The 18,961-nt window shown below is 67.4% G+C and carries 13 protein-coding genes and 1 pseudogene; 11 read left to right on the top strand and 3 right to left on the bottom strand.

The features are described from left to right. Positions 1-81: 81 nt before the first annotated feature. A complete protein-coding gene (locus OG714_RS14180; protein WP_406121058.1) occupies positions 82-438 on the top strand; it encodes a hypothetical protein in 357 nt (118 codons plus the stop codon). Between the two features lie 7 nt (positions 439-445). Here OG714_RS14180 and OG714_RS14175 read toward each other — a convergent pair whose 3' ends face one another. After that, positions 446-4,237: a GH92 family glycosyl hydrolase gene (locus OG714_RS14175; protein WP_406121056.1), complete on the bottom strand. Its 3,792-nt coding sequence runs from the start codon at positions 4,235-4,237 to the stop codon at positions 446-448. A gap of 369 nt (positions 4,238-4,606) precedes the next feature. On the opposite strand from OG714_RS14175, the gene ngcE reads away from it, so the two are divergent. From ngcE to OG714_RS14130, 9 genes are all read left to right on the top strand, one after another. After that, on the top strand, positions 4,607-6,055 hold the full coding sequence (ngcE, locus tag OG714_RS14170) for an N-acetylglucosamine/diacetylchitobiose ABC transporter substrate-binding protein (protein ID WP_406121055.1): 1,449 nt from the start codon (positions 4,607-4,609) through the stop codon (positions 6,053-6,055). 59 nt (positions 6,056-6,114) lie between these two features. Then, the gene (locus OG714_RS14165) at positions 6,115-7,050 is read left to right on the top strand and encodes a carbohydrate ABC transporter permease (protein WP_406121053.1); all 936 of its coding nucleotides are present in this window, start codon (positions 6,115-6,117) and stop codon (positions 7,048-7,050) included. A gap of 17 nt (positions 7,051-7,067) precedes the next feature. Beyond that, positions 7,068-8,003, top strand: coding sequence for a carbohydrate ABC transporter permease (locus OG714_RS14160; RefSeq protein WP_406121051.1), 936 nt, complete (start codon positions 7,068-7,070; stop codon positions 8,001-8,003). A gap of 199 nt (positions 8,004-8,202) precedes the next feature. Next, a complete protein-coding gene (locus tag OG714_RS14155; RefSeq protein ID WP_406121049.1) occupies positions 8,203-9,402 on the top strand; it encodes an ROK family protein in 1,200 nt (399 codons plus the stop codon). 132 nt (positions 9,403-9,534) lie between these two features. Continuing rightward, positions 9,535-10,629 carry a sugar ABC transporter substrate-binding protein gene (locus OG714_RS14150; RefSeq protein ID WP_406131818.1) on the top strand — a complete coding sequence of 365 codons (1,095 nt, stop codon included), beginning with the start codon at positions 9,535-9,537 and terminating at the stop codon, positions 10,627-10,629. 209 nt (positions 10,630-10,838) lie between these two features. After that, positions 10,839-11,627: an ATP-binding cassette domain-containing protein gene (locus OG714_RS14145; protein WP_406121047.1), complete on the top strand. Its 789-nt coding sequence runs from the start codon at positions 10,839-10,841 to the stop codon at positions 11,625-11,627. Continuing rightward, entirely contained in the window at positions 11,624-12,943 is a 1,320-nt protein-coding gene (locus tag OG714_RS14140; RefSeq protein ID WP_406121045.1) for a sugar ABC transporter permease, read from the top strand. The genes OG714_RS14145 and OG714_RS14140 overlap by 4 nt, the downstream gene beginning before the upstream one ends. Before the next feature lie 194 nt (positions 12,944-13,137). Next, on the top strand, positions 13,138-15,066 hold the full coding sequence (gene dxs, locus OG714_RS14135; protein ID WP_406121043.1) for a 1-deoxy-D-xylulose-5-phosphate synthase: 1,929 nt from the start codon (positions 13,138-13,140) through the stop codon (positions 15,064-15,066). Positions 15,067-15,214: 148 nt separating this feature from the next. Beyond that, complete coding sequence (locus tag OG714_RS14130; RefSeq protein ID WP_406121041.1) at positions 15,215-16,738, top strand: amino acid permease; 1,524 nt, start codon at positions 15,215-15,217, stop codon at positions 16,736-16,738. 85 nt (positions 16,739-16,823) lie between these two features. On the opposite strand, the gene OG714_RS14125 is transcribed toward OG714_RS14130, so the two are convergent. Then, positions 16,824-17,195: an NTP pyrophosphohydrolase gene (locus tag OG714_RS14125; protein WP_406121039.1), complete on the bottom strand. Its 372-nt coding sequence runs from the start codon at positions 17,193-17,195 to the stop codon at positions 16,824-16,826. Positions 17,196-17,287: 92 nt separating this feature from the next. Here OG714_RS14125 and OG714_RS14120 point away from each other — a divergent pair, with 92 nt between their 5' ends. Next, positions 17,288-18,307: a hypothetical protein gene (locus OG714_RS14120; RefSeq protein ID WP_406121037.1), complete on the top strand. Its 1,020-nt coding sequence runs from the start codon at positions 17,288-17,290 to the stop codon at positions 18,305-18,307. Between the two features lie 56 nt (positions 18,308-18,363). Here the strand turns inward: OG714_RS14120 and OG714_RS14115 are convergent. Beyond that, positions 18,364-18,942: pseudogene (locus OG714_RS14115) on the bottom strand (LCP family protein); the annotation flags it as partial. Positions 18,943-18,961: the final 19 nt, after the last annotated feature.

Here is an 18,961-nt window from a genome sequence, read left to right as displayed (position 1 = left end):
CACAGTGTGTGCCCTCGCCGGTTTCGGTGGCGGGGGCACATCGGCGCGTGCGAGCATCCGCAGATGGTGAAACGGCCGCAAATGCCCGAGGAGTTCCGGGCCGAGGCGCGTACGGCCTTCGCGTTCCTGGTGGGGGACGAGGGCTTCGCGCCGCCGGAGGACATAGATGGTGGCCTGCGTTATCTGCGCGCGGATCTGATGGTGCGCGTCTGGTTCCTGGGCGGCGCCGAATCGGAGGTCCTGACACGACTGATCCCCCTGGCGCCGGACGGCACCAGGGGGAGCGGGGCGTGGCTCGACGACCTGTACACGGCCGCCGCGTGCGGTCCGGCCCAGGACGTCCCCGTCTTCGCGTCGACCAGGAGAGGCGTGCTCAAACGGGTTCACCAGCACGCGGAGGCGTTGCGGCGACTGCTGCCCCGCCTCCCCGTGCCGTGAGCGGCCCTCAGCCGAGCAGTTCCACCTCCGCGAGGGTCGACGAGCCGGTCAGCACCAGGCGGTAATGCCCGTACGAGCCAGGTGACTTGACCGTGAAGACGCGCGTCTGTTTGTCCCAGGTGAAGGACTCGCCGGAGCGCTTGTCGAGCGTCTTCCACGAGGTGCCGTCGGCCGAGCCCTGAAGGGTCCAGCCGGTCGGTGCCTTCGTGTGGTCCGTGGACGACGTGAGCGTGTACTGGACGCCCTTGGTGGCCTTCGTGACCGGCAGGTCCACCGAGGTCACCGTCGCGCTCGTGGCCGACGTGTTGTCGAACAGGGCGCCGACTCCGGCGAGTTGGTCGCTGCGGGGCGTCGGCACCTTGTCGTTCTTGGTGATCGACACCGGCGCCGCGTTCTTGCCGCTGCCCCACGACGAGGGCTTGGAGCCCATGGAGAAGTCCAGCACTCCGCCCTTCTCCAGCAGCGAGTGGGGGAGTGAGGTCTTCGTCCAGTTCTGGCCGTTGACCTTCAGACCCTGCACGTAGATGTTCTTCGTGCTGTTCTTCGGCGCCTTGACGACGAGGTCCTTGCCGTTCTCCAGGTGGACGGTCGCCTTGGTGAACAGCGGGGAGCCGATGGCGTATTCGCCGCTGCCCATCACCAGCGGGTAGAAGCCGAGCGCGGAGAAGAGGTACCAGGCCGACTGCTCGCCGTTGTCCTCGTCGCCGTGGTAGCCCTGCCCGATCTCGCTGCCGGTGTAGAGGCGCGACAGCACCTCACGCACGTCCTTCTGGGCCTTCCAGGGCTCGCCGGCCGCGTCGTACATGTAGGTGACGTGGTGGGCGACCTGGTTGGAGTGGCCGTACTGGCCCATGCGGACGTCCCGCGCCTCCGTCATCTCGTGGATGACCCCGCCGTAGGAACCGACGTTGTCGGGCGAGGCGGTCTCGGGGGTGCTGAAGTACTGGTCGAGCTTGTCCCCGAGGGCCTTCTGGCCGCCGTAGAGGTTGGCGAGGCCCCGGCTGTCCTGCGGGGCGGTGAAGGCGTAGCCCCAGCCGTCGGTCTCGGTGTAGTCGTAGCCCCAGACCTTCGGGTCGTAACTCGCCGATGCCACCCGCCAGTTGCCCTTGGCGTCCTTGCCCTGGAAGAACCCGGCCTGCTTGTCGAACAGGTTCACGTAGTCCTGGGCGCGGTTGAGGAAGTACTCGGACTCCTCCTTGTAGTGCTTCTCGCCGGTCTTCCTGTAGAGGGCCTGGCCCATCTGAGCGATGCCGTAGTCGTTGTTGTAGCCCTCCATCGCCCAGGAGAAGCCCTCGTTGGTGTCGGTGCTCGTGTAGCCGAGGAAGGGCGAGGTGGTCATGCCCTTGCGGCCCACACCGGAGGCGGGCGGGACGACGGTCGCGTTCTTCACGGCCGCGTCGTAGGCCGACTTGGCGTCGAACTTCACGCCCTTGACGTACGCGTCCGCGAACGCGACGTCCGAGGAGGTGCCCGTCATCAGGTCCGCGTAGCCGGGCGAGGACCAGCGCGAGGTCCAGCCGCCGTCCTTGTACTGCTGCACGAACCCGTCGACCATCTCACCCGCCTGACTGGGCGTCAGGAAGGAGTAGGCCGGCCAGGTCGTCCGATAGGTGTCCCAGAAGCCGTTGTTGACGTACACCTTGCCGTTCACGATCTTCGCGCCGGTGTGCGTCGGGGTGTCCTGGCTCGGCATCGGGGAGAACGGCGAGGCGTACTGGTACGTCGAACCGACCTTCTCGAAGCCGGAGTTGGGGTACAGGTACAGCCGGTACATGCTGGAGTACAGGGTCGTCAGCTGATCCGGGGTCGCCCCCTCCACCTCGACCTTGCCGAGCAGCCTGTCCCACACCTTCTGGGCCTGCTTCTTGACCGTGTCGAAGGAGGTGCCGTCCGGGATCTCCTGGCGCAGGTTGTCCTTCGCCTGGTCGACGCTGATCAGCGAGGTGGCCAGGCGCAGCGTGACCGTGTGGTCGGCGCCCGGCCTGAACTTCAGATAGCCCTTGACCCCGCTGGAGGAGCCGTCCGTCACCGGCGCGTCGAACGTGCCGTAGACGAAGAGCCGTGTCGCGCCGGTGGACAGCCCGGACTTGACGTCCGAGTAGCCGGTGACGGTCCCGTTCTCCTTGTCGAGGGTCAGGCCCGCCTGCTCGGTGACGTTGTCGAAGATGACGCTCGCGTCGTCGCCGGGGTAGGTGAAGCGCAGTGAGGCCGCGTGGTCGGCCGGGGCCATCTCGGCCTTGAGACCGTTCTCGAACGTGACGCCGTAGTAGTACGGGCGCGCGGTCTCGTTCTCGTGCTTGAAGGCCAACTCCCGTGCCGTGGGCGAGGTGTTGGGGGTGCCCGAGGCCGCCGACGGCATCACCTGGAAGGTCTGCCGGTCGCCCATCCAGGGGCTGGGCTCATGGCTCAGGCTGAGCGCCTGGAGCGTCGGCAGGTTGTCGTCGTTGTTCGCGCGTGCGTAGTCGTAGAGCCAGCTCAGCGACGACGAATTCGTCACCGGGGTCCAGAAGTTGAAGCCGTGCGGCAGTGCCGTGGCGGGGAAGTTGTTGCCGCGCGAGAAGCTGCCGCTGGAGTTGGTGCCCCGGGTGGTCAGCGCGTAGTCGGACAGATGCGCCTTCGGCTTCTCCGGCGCGACCGACTTGAGGCTCACGTCGTCCAGCCAGCCCCGGAACTTCGCCGGGCCGCTGGGGGAGTCGTAGTCCAGCAGGATCCGGTCGACGGTCTTCCCGGCCGCGACCGAACCGATCCGCGAGAGGACGTTGTTCCACTGGTTGACGTAGAGGATCTTCGCCGCGCCCTGCCCCTGCGGAGTCAGCGCGAAGCCGTGCGAGTCCGTGGCGCCGAGGCCGCTGAGATAGGTGCCGTCCGTGAAGGCGAGGTCGACGGAGACGTTCGTGGCGTCGTAGTCGAGGTCGCCGTCGGACATCTGCGGGAAGATCTTGTACGAGAGCGCGGTGTCCTTGCCGACCGGGACGTTGACGTCGAAGACCTTGTTGTACGAGTACGCGCGTCCCGTCGTCGTGTGACGGCCCGCGTAGCGCAGTGCGCGCTTCCCGGTGAAGCCGGCGCCCGCCTTGGCGGTGGGGGAGCCGCTGGAGCCCCGGTCGACCAGCGAGAGCATGTCCTCGGGGATCGGGGCGGTGGTCCCGCCCGTCGAGAACTGGACGTCGGCGAGTTGCAGGATGCCGCTCGCGCCGTTGTTCTTCGTGATGTCGAGCCGGAAGTGCTGGTACTCGGCCGGCTCGGCGAGGTCGTACGACTTCGTCTGGAACCGGTCGGCGAAGGACTCGCCGGAGCGGGTGTCCAGGGTCTTCCAGTCCTTGCCGTCCGTCGAGCCCGACAGCGTCCAGTCCTTCGGATCGCGCTCGGCGAAGTCGTTCGCCGAAGTCAGGGCGTACGTCACTATCTTCGCCGGCTTGTCGAGGTCGAACTCGACCCAGCCCGTGGGCTCGAAGGTCAGCCACTTGGTGCCGGACTCGCCGTCGACGAGGTTCTCCTTCACCTCGCCGCCGCCCGTGTTCTCGGAGCTGGCCCGGACATCGGTGACGTGGTCGGTCACATTGCCGGGGATGCCGGTGCTGTAGCCGCCGTCGACGCCCGAGGCGCGCTTGGAGCCGTCCGGCGCGGTGTCGACCGTGTTCAGCCAGGCCGGTGCCGGATCTCCCGTCTCGAACGAGGACGCGAACTCCCCGCCGGCCGGGGCCTTTGCGGGCAGGGCGACCGTCACCCCCTGCGAACCCACGAGCAAAGCCAGTGCGGCGGTCGACACGACCGCCGTACCCCACCATCTGTGATGCATACGAGGGCATCCTCCCTGCACGCTGGACAACGTTGTCAAATTCGACGCGCAAGCAACAGTAGGGAGTCAAGTGGCCAGGGATGTCAAGGGTGTTGAGTGAGGCATTCGAGGGCAATAACGAGGATTTCTCCGGCATCGAACACACAGGGCGTTCATATTTCCGCGAGGTCTCACTTCGGAAAAGACCGACAACCTACCCTGCATTCGATCTTGCTCTGTCGGCGGGAAGTGGACTATACCTGTCGCGTTCGACACCGCTCTCACAGCAGCACGCACGAAGTACCTCTGCACGACCAAGCTCGACCTGACCGCGGTGCCGGGGAGGATCCGGTTCACCGCCTGAGTCCTGTTGAAGGCGAGGACTTGAGCATGGGATCCACTTCCGCCGAGAACAACGGTTCCAATGGCGTCGGCCGCCGTGATCTGATCAAGAGGTCGGCCGCACTCGGTCTGATCTCCGTACCCACGATGAGTTTCCTGTCCGCGTGTGCCAGCGGTGGCGGGGACGACAGCAGCAGTGACGACAGCACCAAGGGCACCACGTCGAAGTCGAATCCCTTCGGTGTGAAGAAGGGCAGCACGCTCGACGTCGTCGTCTTCAAGGGCGGTTACGGCGACGACTACGCGAAGGCGTGGGAAGCCAACTTCAAGACGAAGATCGGCGTCGGTTCGACCCACACCGGTACGCAGGAGATCACCGGCAAGCTCCAGCCCCGCTTCAACGCGGGCAACCCGCCGGACATCGTCGACGACTCCGGCGCCCAGCAGATCAAGATCGACGTCCTGTACAAGAACGGCCAGTTGCTCGATCTCTCCCCGGTCCTGGACGCCCCGGCGATCGACGACCCGACCAAGAAGGTGCGCGATCTGCTGATCCCCGGCACCCTCGACCCGGGTGTGCAGGAGGGCAAGGTCGTCGCCCTCAACTACATCTACACGGTCTGGGGGTTGTGGTACTCCGGCAAGCTCTTCAAGGAGAAGGGCTGGACCCCGCCGAAGACCTGGGACGAGTTCATCGCCGTGTGCCAGAAGGCGAAGGCGGACGGTATCGGGGGCCTCGCCCACCAGGGCAAGTACCCGTACTACATCAACGTCGCCATCATGGACCTCATCGCCAAGAAGGGCGGGATCGACGCCGTCAAGGCGATCGACAACCTCGACCCGAAGGCGTTCGTCGGCTCGGCCGCCGCGCAGGCCGGCGTCGAGGCGATCTACGAGGTGGTGGAGAAGGGCCTGTTGATGCCCGGCACCAACGGCCTGACCCACACCGAGTCGCAGACCCGCTGGAACCAGTACAAGGCCGCGTTCATCACCTGTGGTTCCTGGCTGGAGAACGAGCAGCTCAAGCTGACACCGACGGACTTCGACATGAAGTTCCTGCCGATGCCGCTGCTGGCCGACAGCAAGATGCCGTTCGAGGCGATCCGGGCCGGCTCCGGCGAGCCCTTCATCATCCCCGCGAAGGCCAAGAACCTCCCCGGCGCCAAGGAGTTCATGCGCCACATGCTCTCCAAGGAGTGGTCGACGCTCTTCGCCAAGGAGGCCAACTCGCTCACCATCCTCAAGGACGGTGTCGACTCCAGCGTCACCCTGCGCCCGGGCACCCAGTCCACGGTCGACGCGTCCAAGGCGGCCGGTGACAACACCTTCCGCTTCCTGTACCCCGACTGGTACAGCGAGATGGACACCTCCATCCAGAACGCGTCCAACGAGCTGATGGCCAAGCGCATCCAGCCCAAGGAGTGGCTGAAGCGCTGCCAGGCCGCCGTCGACAAGCAGGCCAAGGACCCGGCGTCCAAGAAGAACGTGCACTCCTGATCACAAGGCCTGATCGCACCACCTGATCACGCTCGGGACACCAGGGGCAGGAAACGCCAATGCGCAAAGGGCAGTACAGGTTCGTCACGGGATTTCTCTTCGTTCCCGTGGCGCTCTATCTGATCTTCGTGATCTGGCCGTACATCCAGACGTTCGGCTATTCGCTGACCGACTGGAAAGGCGAGTCACAGACCTTCAAGTTCGTCGGACTGGACAACTATCGAGCGCTGATCCACGACGACGTCTTCAAGGAGGCCATCTGGCACAACCTCCTGTTCCTGGTGTTCATCCCGGTGATCACCATTCTGCTGGCCCTCTTCTTCGCCTTCATGGTGAACGCGGGAGGACACAGCAAGGCCGGCGGCGTGCAGGGTGTCGCCGGTTCGGGGTTCTACAAAATCATCTACTTCTTCCCGCAGGTCCTGTCGCTGGCGATTCTCGCGGTGCTGTTCAACGCGGTGTACCGCAGCGACGGCGGCGGTCTGCTCAACGGCGTCCTGATCAAACTCCACCTGGTGGACGTCAACAATCCGGTGGAATGGCTCAACGAACCCAACGTGGTGCTGTGGGCGCTGATGGCGGTCGTGGTGTGGCACGGCGTCGGCTTCTATCTGGTGCTGTTCTCCGCGGCCATGCAGTCCATTCCGCGCGACATCTACGAGGCCGCCCTGATCGACGGCGCGGGCCGCTCCCAGTCCTTCTTCCGGATCACGCTGCCGCTGCTCTGGGAGACCGTGCAGACGGCCTGGGTGTATCTCGGCATCATCGCGATGGACATGTTCGTCCTGGTCTCCTCCATGACCTCGAACATGGGCGCCTACGGAGGCGGCCCCGACCACGGCAGCGACGTCATGTCGACCGTGATGATGCGCAACTTCCTCTACTTCGGGAAGAGCGGCTACGCCTGCGCGATGGGCGTCGTCATGCTGCTGCTCACCCTGGTCCTGTCCGTGGTCACGCTGCGCGCCACCCGCCGTGAGCGCATCGAGTTCTGAGCGGGAGACATACGACGATGAGCGCACCCCTGAAGGAGACCGCCCCCACGGGCGGCACCGTCCCGCCGCAGCCGTCGGTGGGGAAGTCCAGCGCCCGGGCCGGTGAGCCGCGCGGCGAGGGCGTCGTACTGAACGCCTTCTCGCACGGCTTCCTGGCCCTGTGGGCCCTGCTGATCGTGCTGCCGCTGCTGTGGCTGGTGTTCAGTTCGTTCAAGACCGACGTGCAGATCGGCAACTCGGCCTTCGGCTGGCCGCAGAACTGGACGTTCGACGTGTTCCGGCGGGCCTGGAGCAAGGGCATCGGCGACTACTTCCTCAACACCGTGATCGTGCTGGTGTTCTCGGTCCCGCTGACGATGCTGTTCGGCTCGATGGCCGCGTACGTGCTGGCCCGGTACCAGTTCTGGGGCAACCGGCTGCTGTACTACTTCTTCGTCGCCGGCGCGATGTTCCCGGTGTTCCTGGCGCTGGTCCCGCTGTTCTTCATGGTCAAGCGCCTCGACATGCTCAACACCTACCAGGGGCTGATCCTGGTCTACATCGCCTACTCGATGCCGTTCACGGTGTTCTTCATGCACGCGTTCTTCCGGACACTGCCCACCGCGGTCTTCGAGGCGGCGATCCTCGACGGCGCCTCGCACACCCGGACGTTCTTCCAAGTGATGTTGCCGATGGCGAAAGCCGGGTTGATCAGTGTCGGCATCTTCAACACCCTCGGTCAGTGGAACCAGTTCATCCTGCCGACGGTCCTGATGCAGCCGCAGAGCGGCTCGGACCCGGAGCGCTATGTCCTCACCCAAGGGCTCATCCAGCTCCAGCAGCAACAGGGCTACGCCTCCGACCTGCCCGTTCTCTTCGCGGGGGTCACGATCGCCATGATCCCGATGCTGGTCGTCTACCTGTCGTTCCAGCGCCAGGTGCAGTCCGGTCTGACCTCGGCGACGCTGAAGTAGCACCCCTGGACGACGCGACAGAGAGTGATCGTTCCGACACCGCTCCCGGCAGGCCGGGAGCGGTGGTCACGTATGTGTCCGAGACCCCGGATGCGGTTCAACCTCTTGACGGGAGGCGACCCGAACAGCTCAGCTTAGAGTTCACTAGTTGGACATAGACGGGGCCTCATCGATGCGGTCCCGCGCGCAGGAGGTCGTCGTGGAGACTCCGGGGTCGCAGTCGTCACTGCACCGAGCCAATCTCGAGCGGGTCGTGCGAGCGGTGCGGCTGGCCGGGTCGCTGACGCAGGCGGAGATCGCGAGGACGACGGGTCTGTCCGCCGCGACCGTCTCCAACATCGTGCGCGAACTCAAGGACGGCGGAACGGTCGAGGTCACGCCCACTTCGGCGGGCGGCCGCCGGGCCCGCAGCGTCTCCCTGAGCGGTGACGCCGGCATCGTCATCGGTGTCGACTTCGGGCACACGCATTTGCGCGTCGCGGTCGGGAATCTCGCCCACCAGGTGCTGGCCGAGGAGTCCGAGCCCGTCGATGTGGACGCCTCCTCGACGCAGGGCTTCGACCGGGCGGAAGAGCTGGTCAACCGGCTGATCACGGCGACCGGGGTGGACCGTTCCAAGATCGCCGGGGTGGGCCTCGGCGTGCCCGGACCGATCGACGTCGAATCGGGCACCCTGGGCTCCACCGCGATCCTCCCGGGCTGGACCGGCACCAGACCCGCGGAGGAGCTGGGCAGCCGTTTGGGCGTACCGGTGCACGTGGACAACGACGCCAACCTCGGCGCCCTCGGTGAGCTGGTCTGGGGCAGCGGGCGGGGCGTCAGGGACCTGGCGTACATCAAGGTCGCGAGCGGGGTCGGCGCCGGACTGGTCATCAACGGCACGATCTACCGGGGCCCGGGTGGCACAGCGGGAGAAATCGGGCATATTACTCTTGATGAGTCCGGCCCTGTCTGCCGCTGCGGAAACCGGGGCTGCCTGGAGACCTTCACGGCCGCGCGCTATGTGCTGCCGCTGCTCCAGTCCAGCCACGGCACCGACCTGACCATGGAAGGAGTCGTACGGCTGGCACGGGACGGAGACCCTGGTTGCCGTCGGGTGATCGCCGACGTCGGCCGACACATCGGCAGTGGAGTCGCCAATCTCTGCAATTTGCTGAACCCGAGCCGAGTGGTCCTCGGTGGCGATCTCGCCGAGGCCGGTGAGCTGGTGCTCGGGCCGATCAGGGAGTCTGTCGGCCGCTACGCGATCCCCAGTGCGGCGCGTCAACTTTCCGTTCTCCCGGGGGCACTTGGAGGCCGTGCGGAGGTGCTCGGAGCGCTCGCTCTCGCACTCAGCGAGATGGGCGATTCGACCCTTTTGGACGGGTCGCTGACCGCAGCGACACCTGTCTTCACTTAGAGAACGCACGACGCCGTTGCCATCTCGTTAAGTATTTACTTCTTGACGCCGAACGCGCGGCCGAGTTGACTTCCAGCCACCTCGGCCGCAACGACGCGGCCTCGTCAGGGAGGTTTCAAAGTGAACACGCGCATGCGTCGTGCCGCCGTTGCAGTTATCGCCACCACGATGGCCGTTTCGATGGCCGCCTGTGGCAAGGCGGGCGACGACAAGAAGTCCGACAGCAGCTCCAGCTCCTCGGGCGGCACCACCGCCAAGATCGGCCTGCTCCTGCCCGACAGCGTCACCGCTCGGTACGAGAAGTTCGACAAGCCGTACTTCGAGGCCAAGGTGAAGGAGCTCTGCTCCGGCTGCACCGTCGAGTACAACAACGCCAACGCCAGCGCGGCCACCCAGGCCCAGCAGGTCAGCAGTATGATCACCAAGGGCGTCAAGGTCATCGTGATCAGCGCCCAGGACTCCGCCGCGATCAAGTCCTCGATCCAGCAGGCGGTCAACAAGGGCATCAAGGTCGTCGCGTACGACCGTCTGGCCCAGGGCCCGGTCTCCGCGTACGTCTCCTTCGACAACGTCGAGGTCGGCAAGCTCCAGGGCGAGGCGCTCCTCGCCTCGCTGGGCTCGAAGGCGACCCCGTCGGCGAACGTCGTCATGATCAACGGTGACGACGCCGACCCGAACGCCGCGCAGTTCAAGAAGGGCGCCCACGAGGCCCTCGACGGCAAGGTCAAGATCGCCTACGAGCAGTCCGGCCTGTGGAAGGACACCGTCGCCGGGCAGAAGATGTCGGCGGCCATCACGCAGCTCGGCGCCAAGAAGATCGCGGGCGTCTACTCCGCCAACGACGGCATGGCCGGCGGTATCGCCACCGTCCTCAAGGGCGCCGGTATCAGCAACATCCCGCTGACGGGTCAGGACGCGGAGCTCGCCGGTATCCAGCGCATCGTCGCCGGTACCCAGTCCAGCACCGTCTACAAGGCCTTCAAGCCGGAGGCCGAGGCGGCCGCCACCCTCGCCGTCGACCTGGCGCAGGGCAAGAGCATCTCCTCGCTCGCCACCACGACCCAGACCAGCGGCTCCGGCAACAAGGTGCCCTCGCAGCTGCTCGTCCCGGTGTCGGTCACCAAGGCCAACATCAAGGAAACGGTCATCAAGGACGGTCTCTACACCGTCGCGCAGATCTGCACCGCCGACTACGCCAAGGCGTGCAAGGCGGCCGGTCTGGAGTAATCACCGCCCAGCGGTGACAGACCCCCTTCGGCGTCCGCCCCACCTTCCAACCCCGCTGTGGGGCGGGCGCCGATCGGAACCCGTGCGAACGCAGCCGTTGCCAACAGGCATCGGCCGCGCGCATGTTCATCTTGTAAATCTGTGCCTAGGCACAACCCTCCGCGCCTTTTGACAAGCGCGGCATCCCCGCCGGTCAGGCGGCGAAGGAGATGGTTAACGTGTCCGCTACGCCCGTGCTGGCGTTGCGCGGAGTCTCCAAGCGATTCGGTGCGGTGCAGGCCCTCACCGAAGTAGAGCTGGAGGTCCACGCCGGAGAAGTCGTCGCACTGGTCGGCGACAACGGCGCAGGAAAGTCCACCCTGGTGAAGACCATCGCCGGGGTGCATCCCATCGATGAGGGAATCATCGAGTGGGAGGGCAAGCCGGTCAGCATCAACAAGCCGCACGACGCCCAGGGACTCGGCGTCGCGACGGTCTACCAGGACCTCGCGCTGTGCGACAACCTCGATGTCGTCGGCAACCTCTACCTCGGGCGTGAGCTGCTGCGCCACGGGGTCATCGACGAGGTCACGATGGAGAAGAACTCCCGTGAGCTGCTGAGCACGCTCTCCATCCGCATCCCGAGCGTGCGCATCCCGATCGCCAGCCTCTCCGGTGGGCAGCGACAGGTCGTCGCCATCGCCCGCGCGCTGATCGGTGACCCCAAGGTCGTCATCCTCGACGAGCCCACCGCCGCCCTCGGCGTCGAGCAGACCGCCCAGGTCCTCGACCTGGTCGAGCGGCTGCGCGAGCGCAACCTCGGTGTCATCCTCATCAGCCACAACATGGCCGACGTCAAGGCGGTCGCCGACACCGTCAACGTGCTGCGCCTGGGCAAGAACAACGGCTCCTTCCCGGTGAAGGACACCAGTCAGGAAACGATCATCGCCGCGATCACCGGTGCCACGGACAACGCCGTGACCCGTCGTGCGGTGCGCAGCACGGAGGCGGCAAAGTGAGCGACACGTCAGGCACCGTGAAGAAGGACGCGGTGGAACCGACCACCGCCGCTCCGACCGAGGACCCCACGGCGGCGGCCGGTGCCGCCACCGTCGTCGACCCGCGTCTGCTGGTCCGCGAAGAGGGCTACAAGGGCTACATCACCGAGTTCAAGCGCAAGGTCAAGGGCGGTGAACTCGGCTCGCTGCCGGTCGTCGCCGGCCTGATCGTCATCGGCATCATCTTCCAGTCGCAGAACAGCCGGTTCCTGAGCGCGGACAACCTGTCCAACATCAGCTACTACCTGTCGGCCACCGGCATGCTCGCCATCGGCCTGGTCTTCGTGCTGCTGCTCGGCGAGATCGACCTGTCCGTCGGCTCGGTCAGCGGTCTGGCGTCCACCCTGTTCGCCGTCTTCGTGGTCAACCACGGGATGAACGGCTGGCTGGCGCTGATCCTGACGATGATCACGGGTATCGGCATCGGCGCGCTGCACGGCTTCTTCTTCGCGAGGATCGGCGTACCGGCGTTCGTCGTCACCCTGGCCGGCTTCCTCGGCTGGAACGGTCTGATGCTGTGGCTGCTCGGTTCGAGCGGCACCATCAACATCCCGGACGAGGGTCCGGTGCACCTGCTCGGCCAGGGCTCCTTCTTCATGGACCAGTCGATCGCGGGCGCCTACATCCTGGCCGCCCTCGGCGTCGGCTCCCTGGCCTACGGCTCGCTCGTCGAGCAGCGCCGCCGCAAGGCCGCCGGGGTGCCGTTCCGGCCCACCAGCGAGATCGGGCTGCGGGTCGGTCTGCTCGCCGTGGCCGCGTTCGTCACCGCGTACGTGCTGAACTCCTCGGCCGGTGTCTCCAACTCGCTGGTGATCTTCCTCGCGTCCCTCGTGATCGTGGACTTCGTGCTCCGTCGTACCCCGTACGGCCGTAAGGTCTTCGCGGTCGGTGGCGGCATCGAGGCCGCGCGCCGTGCCGGTATCAACGTGTCCATGATCCGGATCACCGTGTTCGCCATCTCCGGCGGCTTCGCGGCGGTCGGCGGTATGTTCTTCGCCGGTCAGACCCAGAGCGCCACGCTCAACGCCGGTGGCGGCAACACCCTGATGCTGGCCATCGCGGCCGCGGTCATCGGCGGTACGAGCCTCTTCGGTGGTCGCGGCACCGTCTGGTCCGCCCTCCTGGGCATGCTCGTCATCCAGTCGATCCAGACCGGCCTCGACCTGCTGAACATGAACACGTCGATCCAGTACATGATCACGGGTGGCGTCCTGCTCGGCGCGGTCGTCATCGACTCCGTGTCCCGCAAGAGCCAGAAGGCCGCCGGCCGCGGCTGACCTGCGCGCTTGTCGACCAGTGCCCGGTACCGAACGCGGTACCGGGCACAGTCATGTCGTAGGAATGGCTGTTCTTGGGTACAGCCGATCGCGTGACGTATGACGCAGAGCCCGGGCGCCGTCCGCAAAGGCGGAACATTAGACTCGACAAGCCCGGCAACAGCTCGATCAGCTCTACTCGCAAGGAGGCACGGGTGCCGCTGCTGACCCGCATCAGGGGACCGCGCGATCTGGACCGGCTCAGCCTGGAGCAGCTGGACCAGCTGGCCGGCGAGATCCGGACCTTCCTCGTCGACGCCGTCTCCAAGACCGGCGGCCACCTCGGCCCGAACCTCGGTGTGGTCGAGCTGACCATCGCCCTGCACCGCGTCTTCGAGTCGCCGAAGGACAGGGTGCTGTTCGACACCGGCCACCAGTCCTACGTCCACAAGCTGCTCACCGGCCGCCAGGACTTCTCGAAGCTGAAGATGAAGGACGGCCTCTCCGGCTACCCCTCGCAGGCCGAGTCCGAGCACGACGTCATCGAGAACTCGCACGCCTCGACGGTCCTCGGCTGGGCCGACGGCCTCGCCAAGGCCAACCAGGTCCTCAAACGCGACGACCACGTGGTCGCCGTCATCGGTGACGGCGCTCTCACCGGCGGTATGGCCTGGGAGGCGCTGAACAACATCGCCGACGCCAGGGACCGCCCGCTCGTCATCGTCGTCAACGACAACGAGCGCTCCTACGCACCGACCATCGGCGGCCTCGCGAACCACCTGGCGACCCTGCGGACCACCGACGGCTACGAGCGCTTCCTGGCCCGCGGCAAGGACCTCCTGGAGCGCACTCCGGTCGTCGGCAAGCCCCTCTACGAGACGCTGCACGGCGCGAAGAAGGGCCTGAAGGACTTCATCGCCCCGCAGGGCATGTTCGAGGACCTCGGTCTGAAGTACGTCGGCCCGATCGACGGGCACGACATCGACGCCCTGGAGTCCGCGCTCGCGCGGGCCAAGCGCTTCGGCGGGCCCGTCATCGTGCACTGCCTCACCGAGAAGGGCCGCGGCTACCAGCCCGCCCTCCAGGACGAGGCCGACCGCTTCCACGGCATCGGCCCCATCCACCCCGACACCGGCCTGCCGATCAAGGCCTCCGGCGCCGACTGGACCTCCGTCTTCGGCGACGAGATGGTCGCGCTCGGCCAGGAGCGCGAGGACATCGTCGCGATCACCGCCGCGATGCTCCAGCCGGTCGGCCTGAAGAAGTTCGCCGACGCCTTCCCGGACCGCATCTACGACGTCGGCATCGCCGAGCAGCACGCCGCCGTCTCCGCGGCCGGCCTCGCCACCGGCGGACTGCACCCCGTCTTCGCCGTCTACGCCACCTTCCTCAACCGCGCCTTCGACCAGGTGCTGATGGACGTGGCCCTGCACAAGTGCGGGGTGACCTTCGTCCTGGACCGGGCCGGCGTCACCGGCACCGACGGCGCCTCCCACAACGGCATGTGGGACATGTCGATCCTCCAGGTCGTCCCCGGGCTGCGCCTTGCCGCGCCGCGTGACGCCGACCAGGTCCGCGCCCAGCTGCGCGAGGCCGTGCAGGTCGAGGACGCGCCGACCGTGGTCCGCTTCTCCAAGGGCGCGGTCGGACCCGCCGTACCCGCCGTGGGCCGCATCGGCGGCATGGACGTGCTGCGCGCGCCCGGCACCGACGCCCCGGACGTGCTGCTGGTCTCGGTCGGCGCGCTGGCGCCGATGTGCCTGGAGATCGCCACCCTCCTCGACAAGCAGGGCATCACCACCACCGTCGTCGACCCGCGCTGGGTCAAGCCCGTCGACGAGGCCATGGCCCCGCTCGCGGAGCAGCACCGGGTGGTCGTCACCGTCGAGGACAACTCCCGTGTCGGCGGCGTCGGTTCGTCGATCGCGCAGGCCTTGCGCGACGCGGGTGTGGATGTTCCGCTGCGCGACTTCGGCATCCCGCCGCGCTTCCTCGACCACGCCTCGCGCGCCGAGGTGATGACGGAGATCGGCCTGACCGCCCCCGACATCGCCCGCCAGGTCACCGGCCTGGTCTCGAAGCTGGACGGCCGCTTCGAACGGCCCACCGCGGAGGCCGACTCGGTGGAGTCCGCACGCGACTGAGGCACGGCCAACACCGCTGAACGGGCCGCTTCCACCACTCTTTGCAGTGGTGGAAGCGGCCCATTCGCGTGAACCCGCCCGCGTCGGGGCATACGCACAACGCCCCCTCTCGATCATGTCGAGGACGCCAAGCGTGGGAGGTACACCCGTGAGCAGCACACTCTTCCGGACGAAGAGAGTCGAACAGTCCATCAAGGACACCGAGGAACCCGAGCACGCGCTCAGAAAATCCCTCTCGGCCCTGGATCTGACCGTGTTCGGCGTCGGCGTCGTCATCGGCACCGGCATCTTCGTCCTCACCGGCACGGCCGCCAAGAACACCGCCGGCCCCGCGGTGGCCCTGTCCTTCGTCGTCGCCGGCGTCGTCTGTGCCCTCGCGGCGCTCTGCTACGCCGAGTTCGCGTCCACGGTCCCGGTCGCGGGCTCGGCGTACACCTTCTCGTACGCCTCGCTCGGCGAGTTCCCCGCCTGGATCATCGGCTGGGACCTGGTCCTCGAACTCGCCCTCGGTACGGCGGTGGTGGCCGTCGGCTGGTCCGGGTACATCCACTCGCTGCTGGACAACGCGGGCTGGCAGCTGCCCGAGGCGCTCAGCGGCCGGGACGGCGCCCACGGCTTCGGCTTCGACATCCTCGCCGCCGGGCTCGTCCTCGTCCTCACCGCGATCCTCGTCCTCGGCATGAAGCTCTCCGCGCGGGTCACCTCGGTCGTCGTCGCCATCAAGGTCGCCGTCGTCCTCGTGGTGATCGTCGCCGGCGCCTTCTTCATCAAGGGCGACAACTACAAGCCGTTCATCCCCAAGGCGCAGTCGGTGGAGGCGGGCGGCAACCTCAAAGCCCCCCTCATCCAGCTGATGTTCGGCTGGGCGCCCTCCAACTTCGGCGTCATGGGCATCTTCACCGCCGCCTCCGTGGTCTTCTTCGCCTTCATCGGCTTCGACGTCGTCGCCACCGCCGCCGAGGAGACCCGCAACCCGCAGCGCGACGTCCCGCGCGGCATCCTCGGCTCACTGATCATCTGCACCACGCTGTACGTCGCCGTCGCGGTCGTCGTGACCGGCATGCAGAAGTACAGCTCGCTCTCGATCGACGCGCCGCTCGCCGACGCGTTCAAGGCCACCGGACACCCGTGGTTCGCGGGCCTGATCAGCTTCGGTGCCGCGATCGGCCTGACGACGGTGTGCATGATCCTGTTGCTGGGCCAGGCCCGCGTCTTCTTCGCGATGAGCCGGGACGGACTGCTGCCGCGCTTCTTCTCGCACGTCCACCCGCGCTTCCGCACGCCGTACCGCCCGACCATCCTCCTCGGCGTGGTCATCGCGATCGTCTCGGGCTTCACGAGCCTCAGCGAACTGGCCGAACTGGTCAACATCGGCACGCTGTTCGCCTTCATCGTGGTCGCGATCGGCGTGGTCATCCTCCGTCGCTCCCGCCCGGACCTGCCCCGCTCCTTCCGCACCCCCCTGGTCCCGGCCCTCCCGATCGTCTCGGTCCTGGCCTCCCTCTGGCTGATGCTCAACCTCCCCGCCGAGACCTGGCTCCGCTTCGCCATCTGGATGGCGATCGGCTTCCTCGTGTACTACTTCTACGGCCGTACGCACAGCCGCCTGGGCCTGCAACAGGCGGCGGAGGCACGCGAGTCGGCGGCGCCGCCGAGCGGAAACGCCTCGTAGTTCCTTCTTGATCAACCCAGTTGATCGTCCGGCCCCGTAAGTCCCCCCTCCGCGAAGGGACTTGCGGGGCCGTCCGGCGTACAGGTCAGCCGCGTACGCTGCGCGGCCCGGTGACCTCGGCGCCCAACTCCGTGACCCTGCGCCGCAGTTCACGGTCCGCGGTGACCACCAGGCACGGGCGGCCGTCGGCCTCGGCGACCAGTTCGACCATCCGGTCGTCGCCGCTGCCGGGTGCCGAGTCCACCCGTACGCCCGGAACGGACGCCACGCCACGGGCCGCGCCCTCCACGACGAGGACGAGTTCCACGGGGTCCGTGCGGCCCGGCAGACCGTCGCTCGCGAGCCGGTCGCGGAGGCGCTCGGCGGCACCCTTGCGATCGCGCCACCAGCCGTCGGGCACCGACCCGACGACGTTCGCGCCGTCGACGATCACGAGCAGGGGAGTGAACTCGTCCATGGGGCAAGGGTCGCATGCGGGCGGGGAGTGCTCAGGAGACGCGGGCAGGGGGTGCCCCGCGTGGAAGCACCCGCCCCAATTACAGTGAAGCGGTGAACGGCGACTGGCTCATGCGCGGCCGCGACGGCCGGCTCAGTGTGTATCTACCCTCGGGCGACGCCGTCCTGTGCCGGGCGGAACGCGGCCCCGGCGGCCTCTGGAACGCCCCGCGCAAGGTCGGTGGCGACCAGAAGCTGCATCCGGGTCTGCTCGGTGTCGGGCAGGGCGCGGACGGTTACGCCCACCTGGTGTCCTGGCGCCCCACGCGGGCCGACGAGTCCGGGCTGGTCCACTCCACGCACTTCCGCCCCCGGCTCGCGGCCCTCGACTGGAGCCCGATCGGCCACCCGGACAAGAAGGGCGACCGCACCGGTGTACCGGCGGTCGCGGTCGACGCGGAGGGCCGCGCCCATGTCTTCGTGCGCAACGCCGGGGGCGGGGTGAGCATGCTGGCCCAGAAGGAGAAGGGCGGCTGGGACCCGTGGCGCGACCTCAAGGGGACCGACGTCCACGAGGACCTGGCGGCGGTGACGGGGGAGTCCGGTACGGTCGAGCTGTACGCGGCGGTGCCGGGCGCGATCCTGCACTGGCGCCAACTGGAGCCGGGCGAACAGCCGGTGCTGGAGGAGGCGATGGAGGCCAGGATCCGCCCCGGCACACTTCGCGCCCTGGCCACCTCTCCGCAGAGCACCACCCTCTATTACACCGACGACTCCGGCGACCTCTGCGCCTGGCGCCCCGGCACCAAGCCGATCACGCTCCTCCCCTCCGCCGGCCCCGGCCCGGTCTCCGCGGTCCGCTGCGAACTCGACGGCCACGACTGCACGTTGCTCGCCCAGCGCTCGGCCAGCGGCCGGGTCGCCTTCGCCGCGTACCCCACGGAACAGGAGTCGGCCGGTGCCTGGTGGACCGAGTCGGGCCCCCAACTCCCGGCGGACGCCGAGGTGTCGCTGACCCTGGACGAGGACGAGCGGGTGGCCGCGGCGACGGTGTCGCCGTCCACCGGCCAACTGCTCGTCACACGGCGGAAGGCGGAGGCGGGGCTGGCGTTGGAGGCGTGGCGGGAGGTCTGACCAACTGGCAGGCACCGCGCCTCAGTTGCTCTTTCCCCTGGAGCCCTTCCGCCCCGTCAGGACGAAGTCCCGCCCGTGGCCGGTGACTTCTTCGCCGACTCGGGGATCGTCGAGTCGGTGCGGACCGCCTTCCACAGCGTCGACGCCTGCGGCTGCGCCGCCACCACCCGGTTCGGGTCGACCTTGTCGTACGCCACCGGGAGCATGATCGTCTCCATGGTGGACGGGTTGACGCCGTTCAGGCTGCGGCCGAACTCCGCGAGCTTGGTGAGCGAGGCGAGTTCGGAGTCGGTGGTGAGCGCGGCGGTCATCTGGTCGGCGATCTTGTACGCCTTGACCGGGCTGCCCAGCAGGTCCTGCTTCTGGATCTCGGTGAGCAGGGCCAGCATGAACTTCTGCTGGAGGCCGATGCGGCCGAGGTCGCTGCCGTCGCCGATGCCGTGCCGGGTGCGGACGAACTCGAGGGACTGGGTGCCGTTGAGCCGGTGGGTGCCCGCGGTCAGGTCGAGGCCGCTGGAGGTGTCGTGGATGTCCTGGTCGACGGTGACGGTCACGCCGCCTATCGCGTCCACCAGGTTCTTGAAGCCGGCGAAGTCGACCTCGACGTAGTGGTCCATGCGGGTCCCGGACATCTCACGTCCAGCTGTTCTTCCT

The organism is Streptomyces sp. NBC_00989 (assembly GCF_045162655.1).
In the GTDB taxonomy this organism is placed as follows: Bacteria; Actinomycetota; Actinomycetes; order Streptomycetales; family Streptomycetaceae; genus Streptomyces.
Note: the sequence above shows the minus strand (reverse complement) of the source record. Positions and strands in the feature narration are given on the sequence as shown.

Coding starts and splice junctions, on each gene's coding strand:
- OG714_RS14145 (WP_406121047.1), top strand. CDS start 10,839: ATGGTTAACGTGTCCGCTACGCCCGTGCTGGCGTTGCGCGGAGTCTCC.
- OG714_RS14150 (WP_406131818.1), top strand. CDS start 9,535: ATGCGTCGTGCCGCCGTTGCAGTTATCGCCACCACGATGGCCGTTTCG.
- OG714_RS14160 (WP_406121051.1), top strand. CDS start 7,068: ATGAGCGCACCCCTGAAGGAGACCGCCCCCACGGGCGGCACCGTCCCG.
- OG714_RS14165 (WP_406121053.1), top strand. CDS start 6,115: ATGCGCAAAGGGCAGTACAGGTTCGTCACGGGATTTCTCTTCGTTCCC.
- OG714_RS14125 (WP_406121039.1), bottom strand. CDS start 17,195: ATGGACGAGTTCACTCCCCTGCTCGTGATCGTCGACGGCGCGAACGTC.
- ngcE (WP_406121055.1), top strand. CDS start 4,607: ATGGGATCCACTTCCGCCGAGAACAACGGTTCCAATGGCGTCGGCCGC.
- OG714_RS14180 (WP_406121058.1), top strand. CDS start 82: ATGCCCGAGGAGTTCCGGGCCGAGGCGCGTACGGCCTTCGCGTTCCTG.
- OG714_RS14175 (WP_406121056.1), bottom strand. CDS start 4,237: ATGCATCACAGATGGTGGGGTACGGCGGTCGTGTCGACCGCCGCACTG.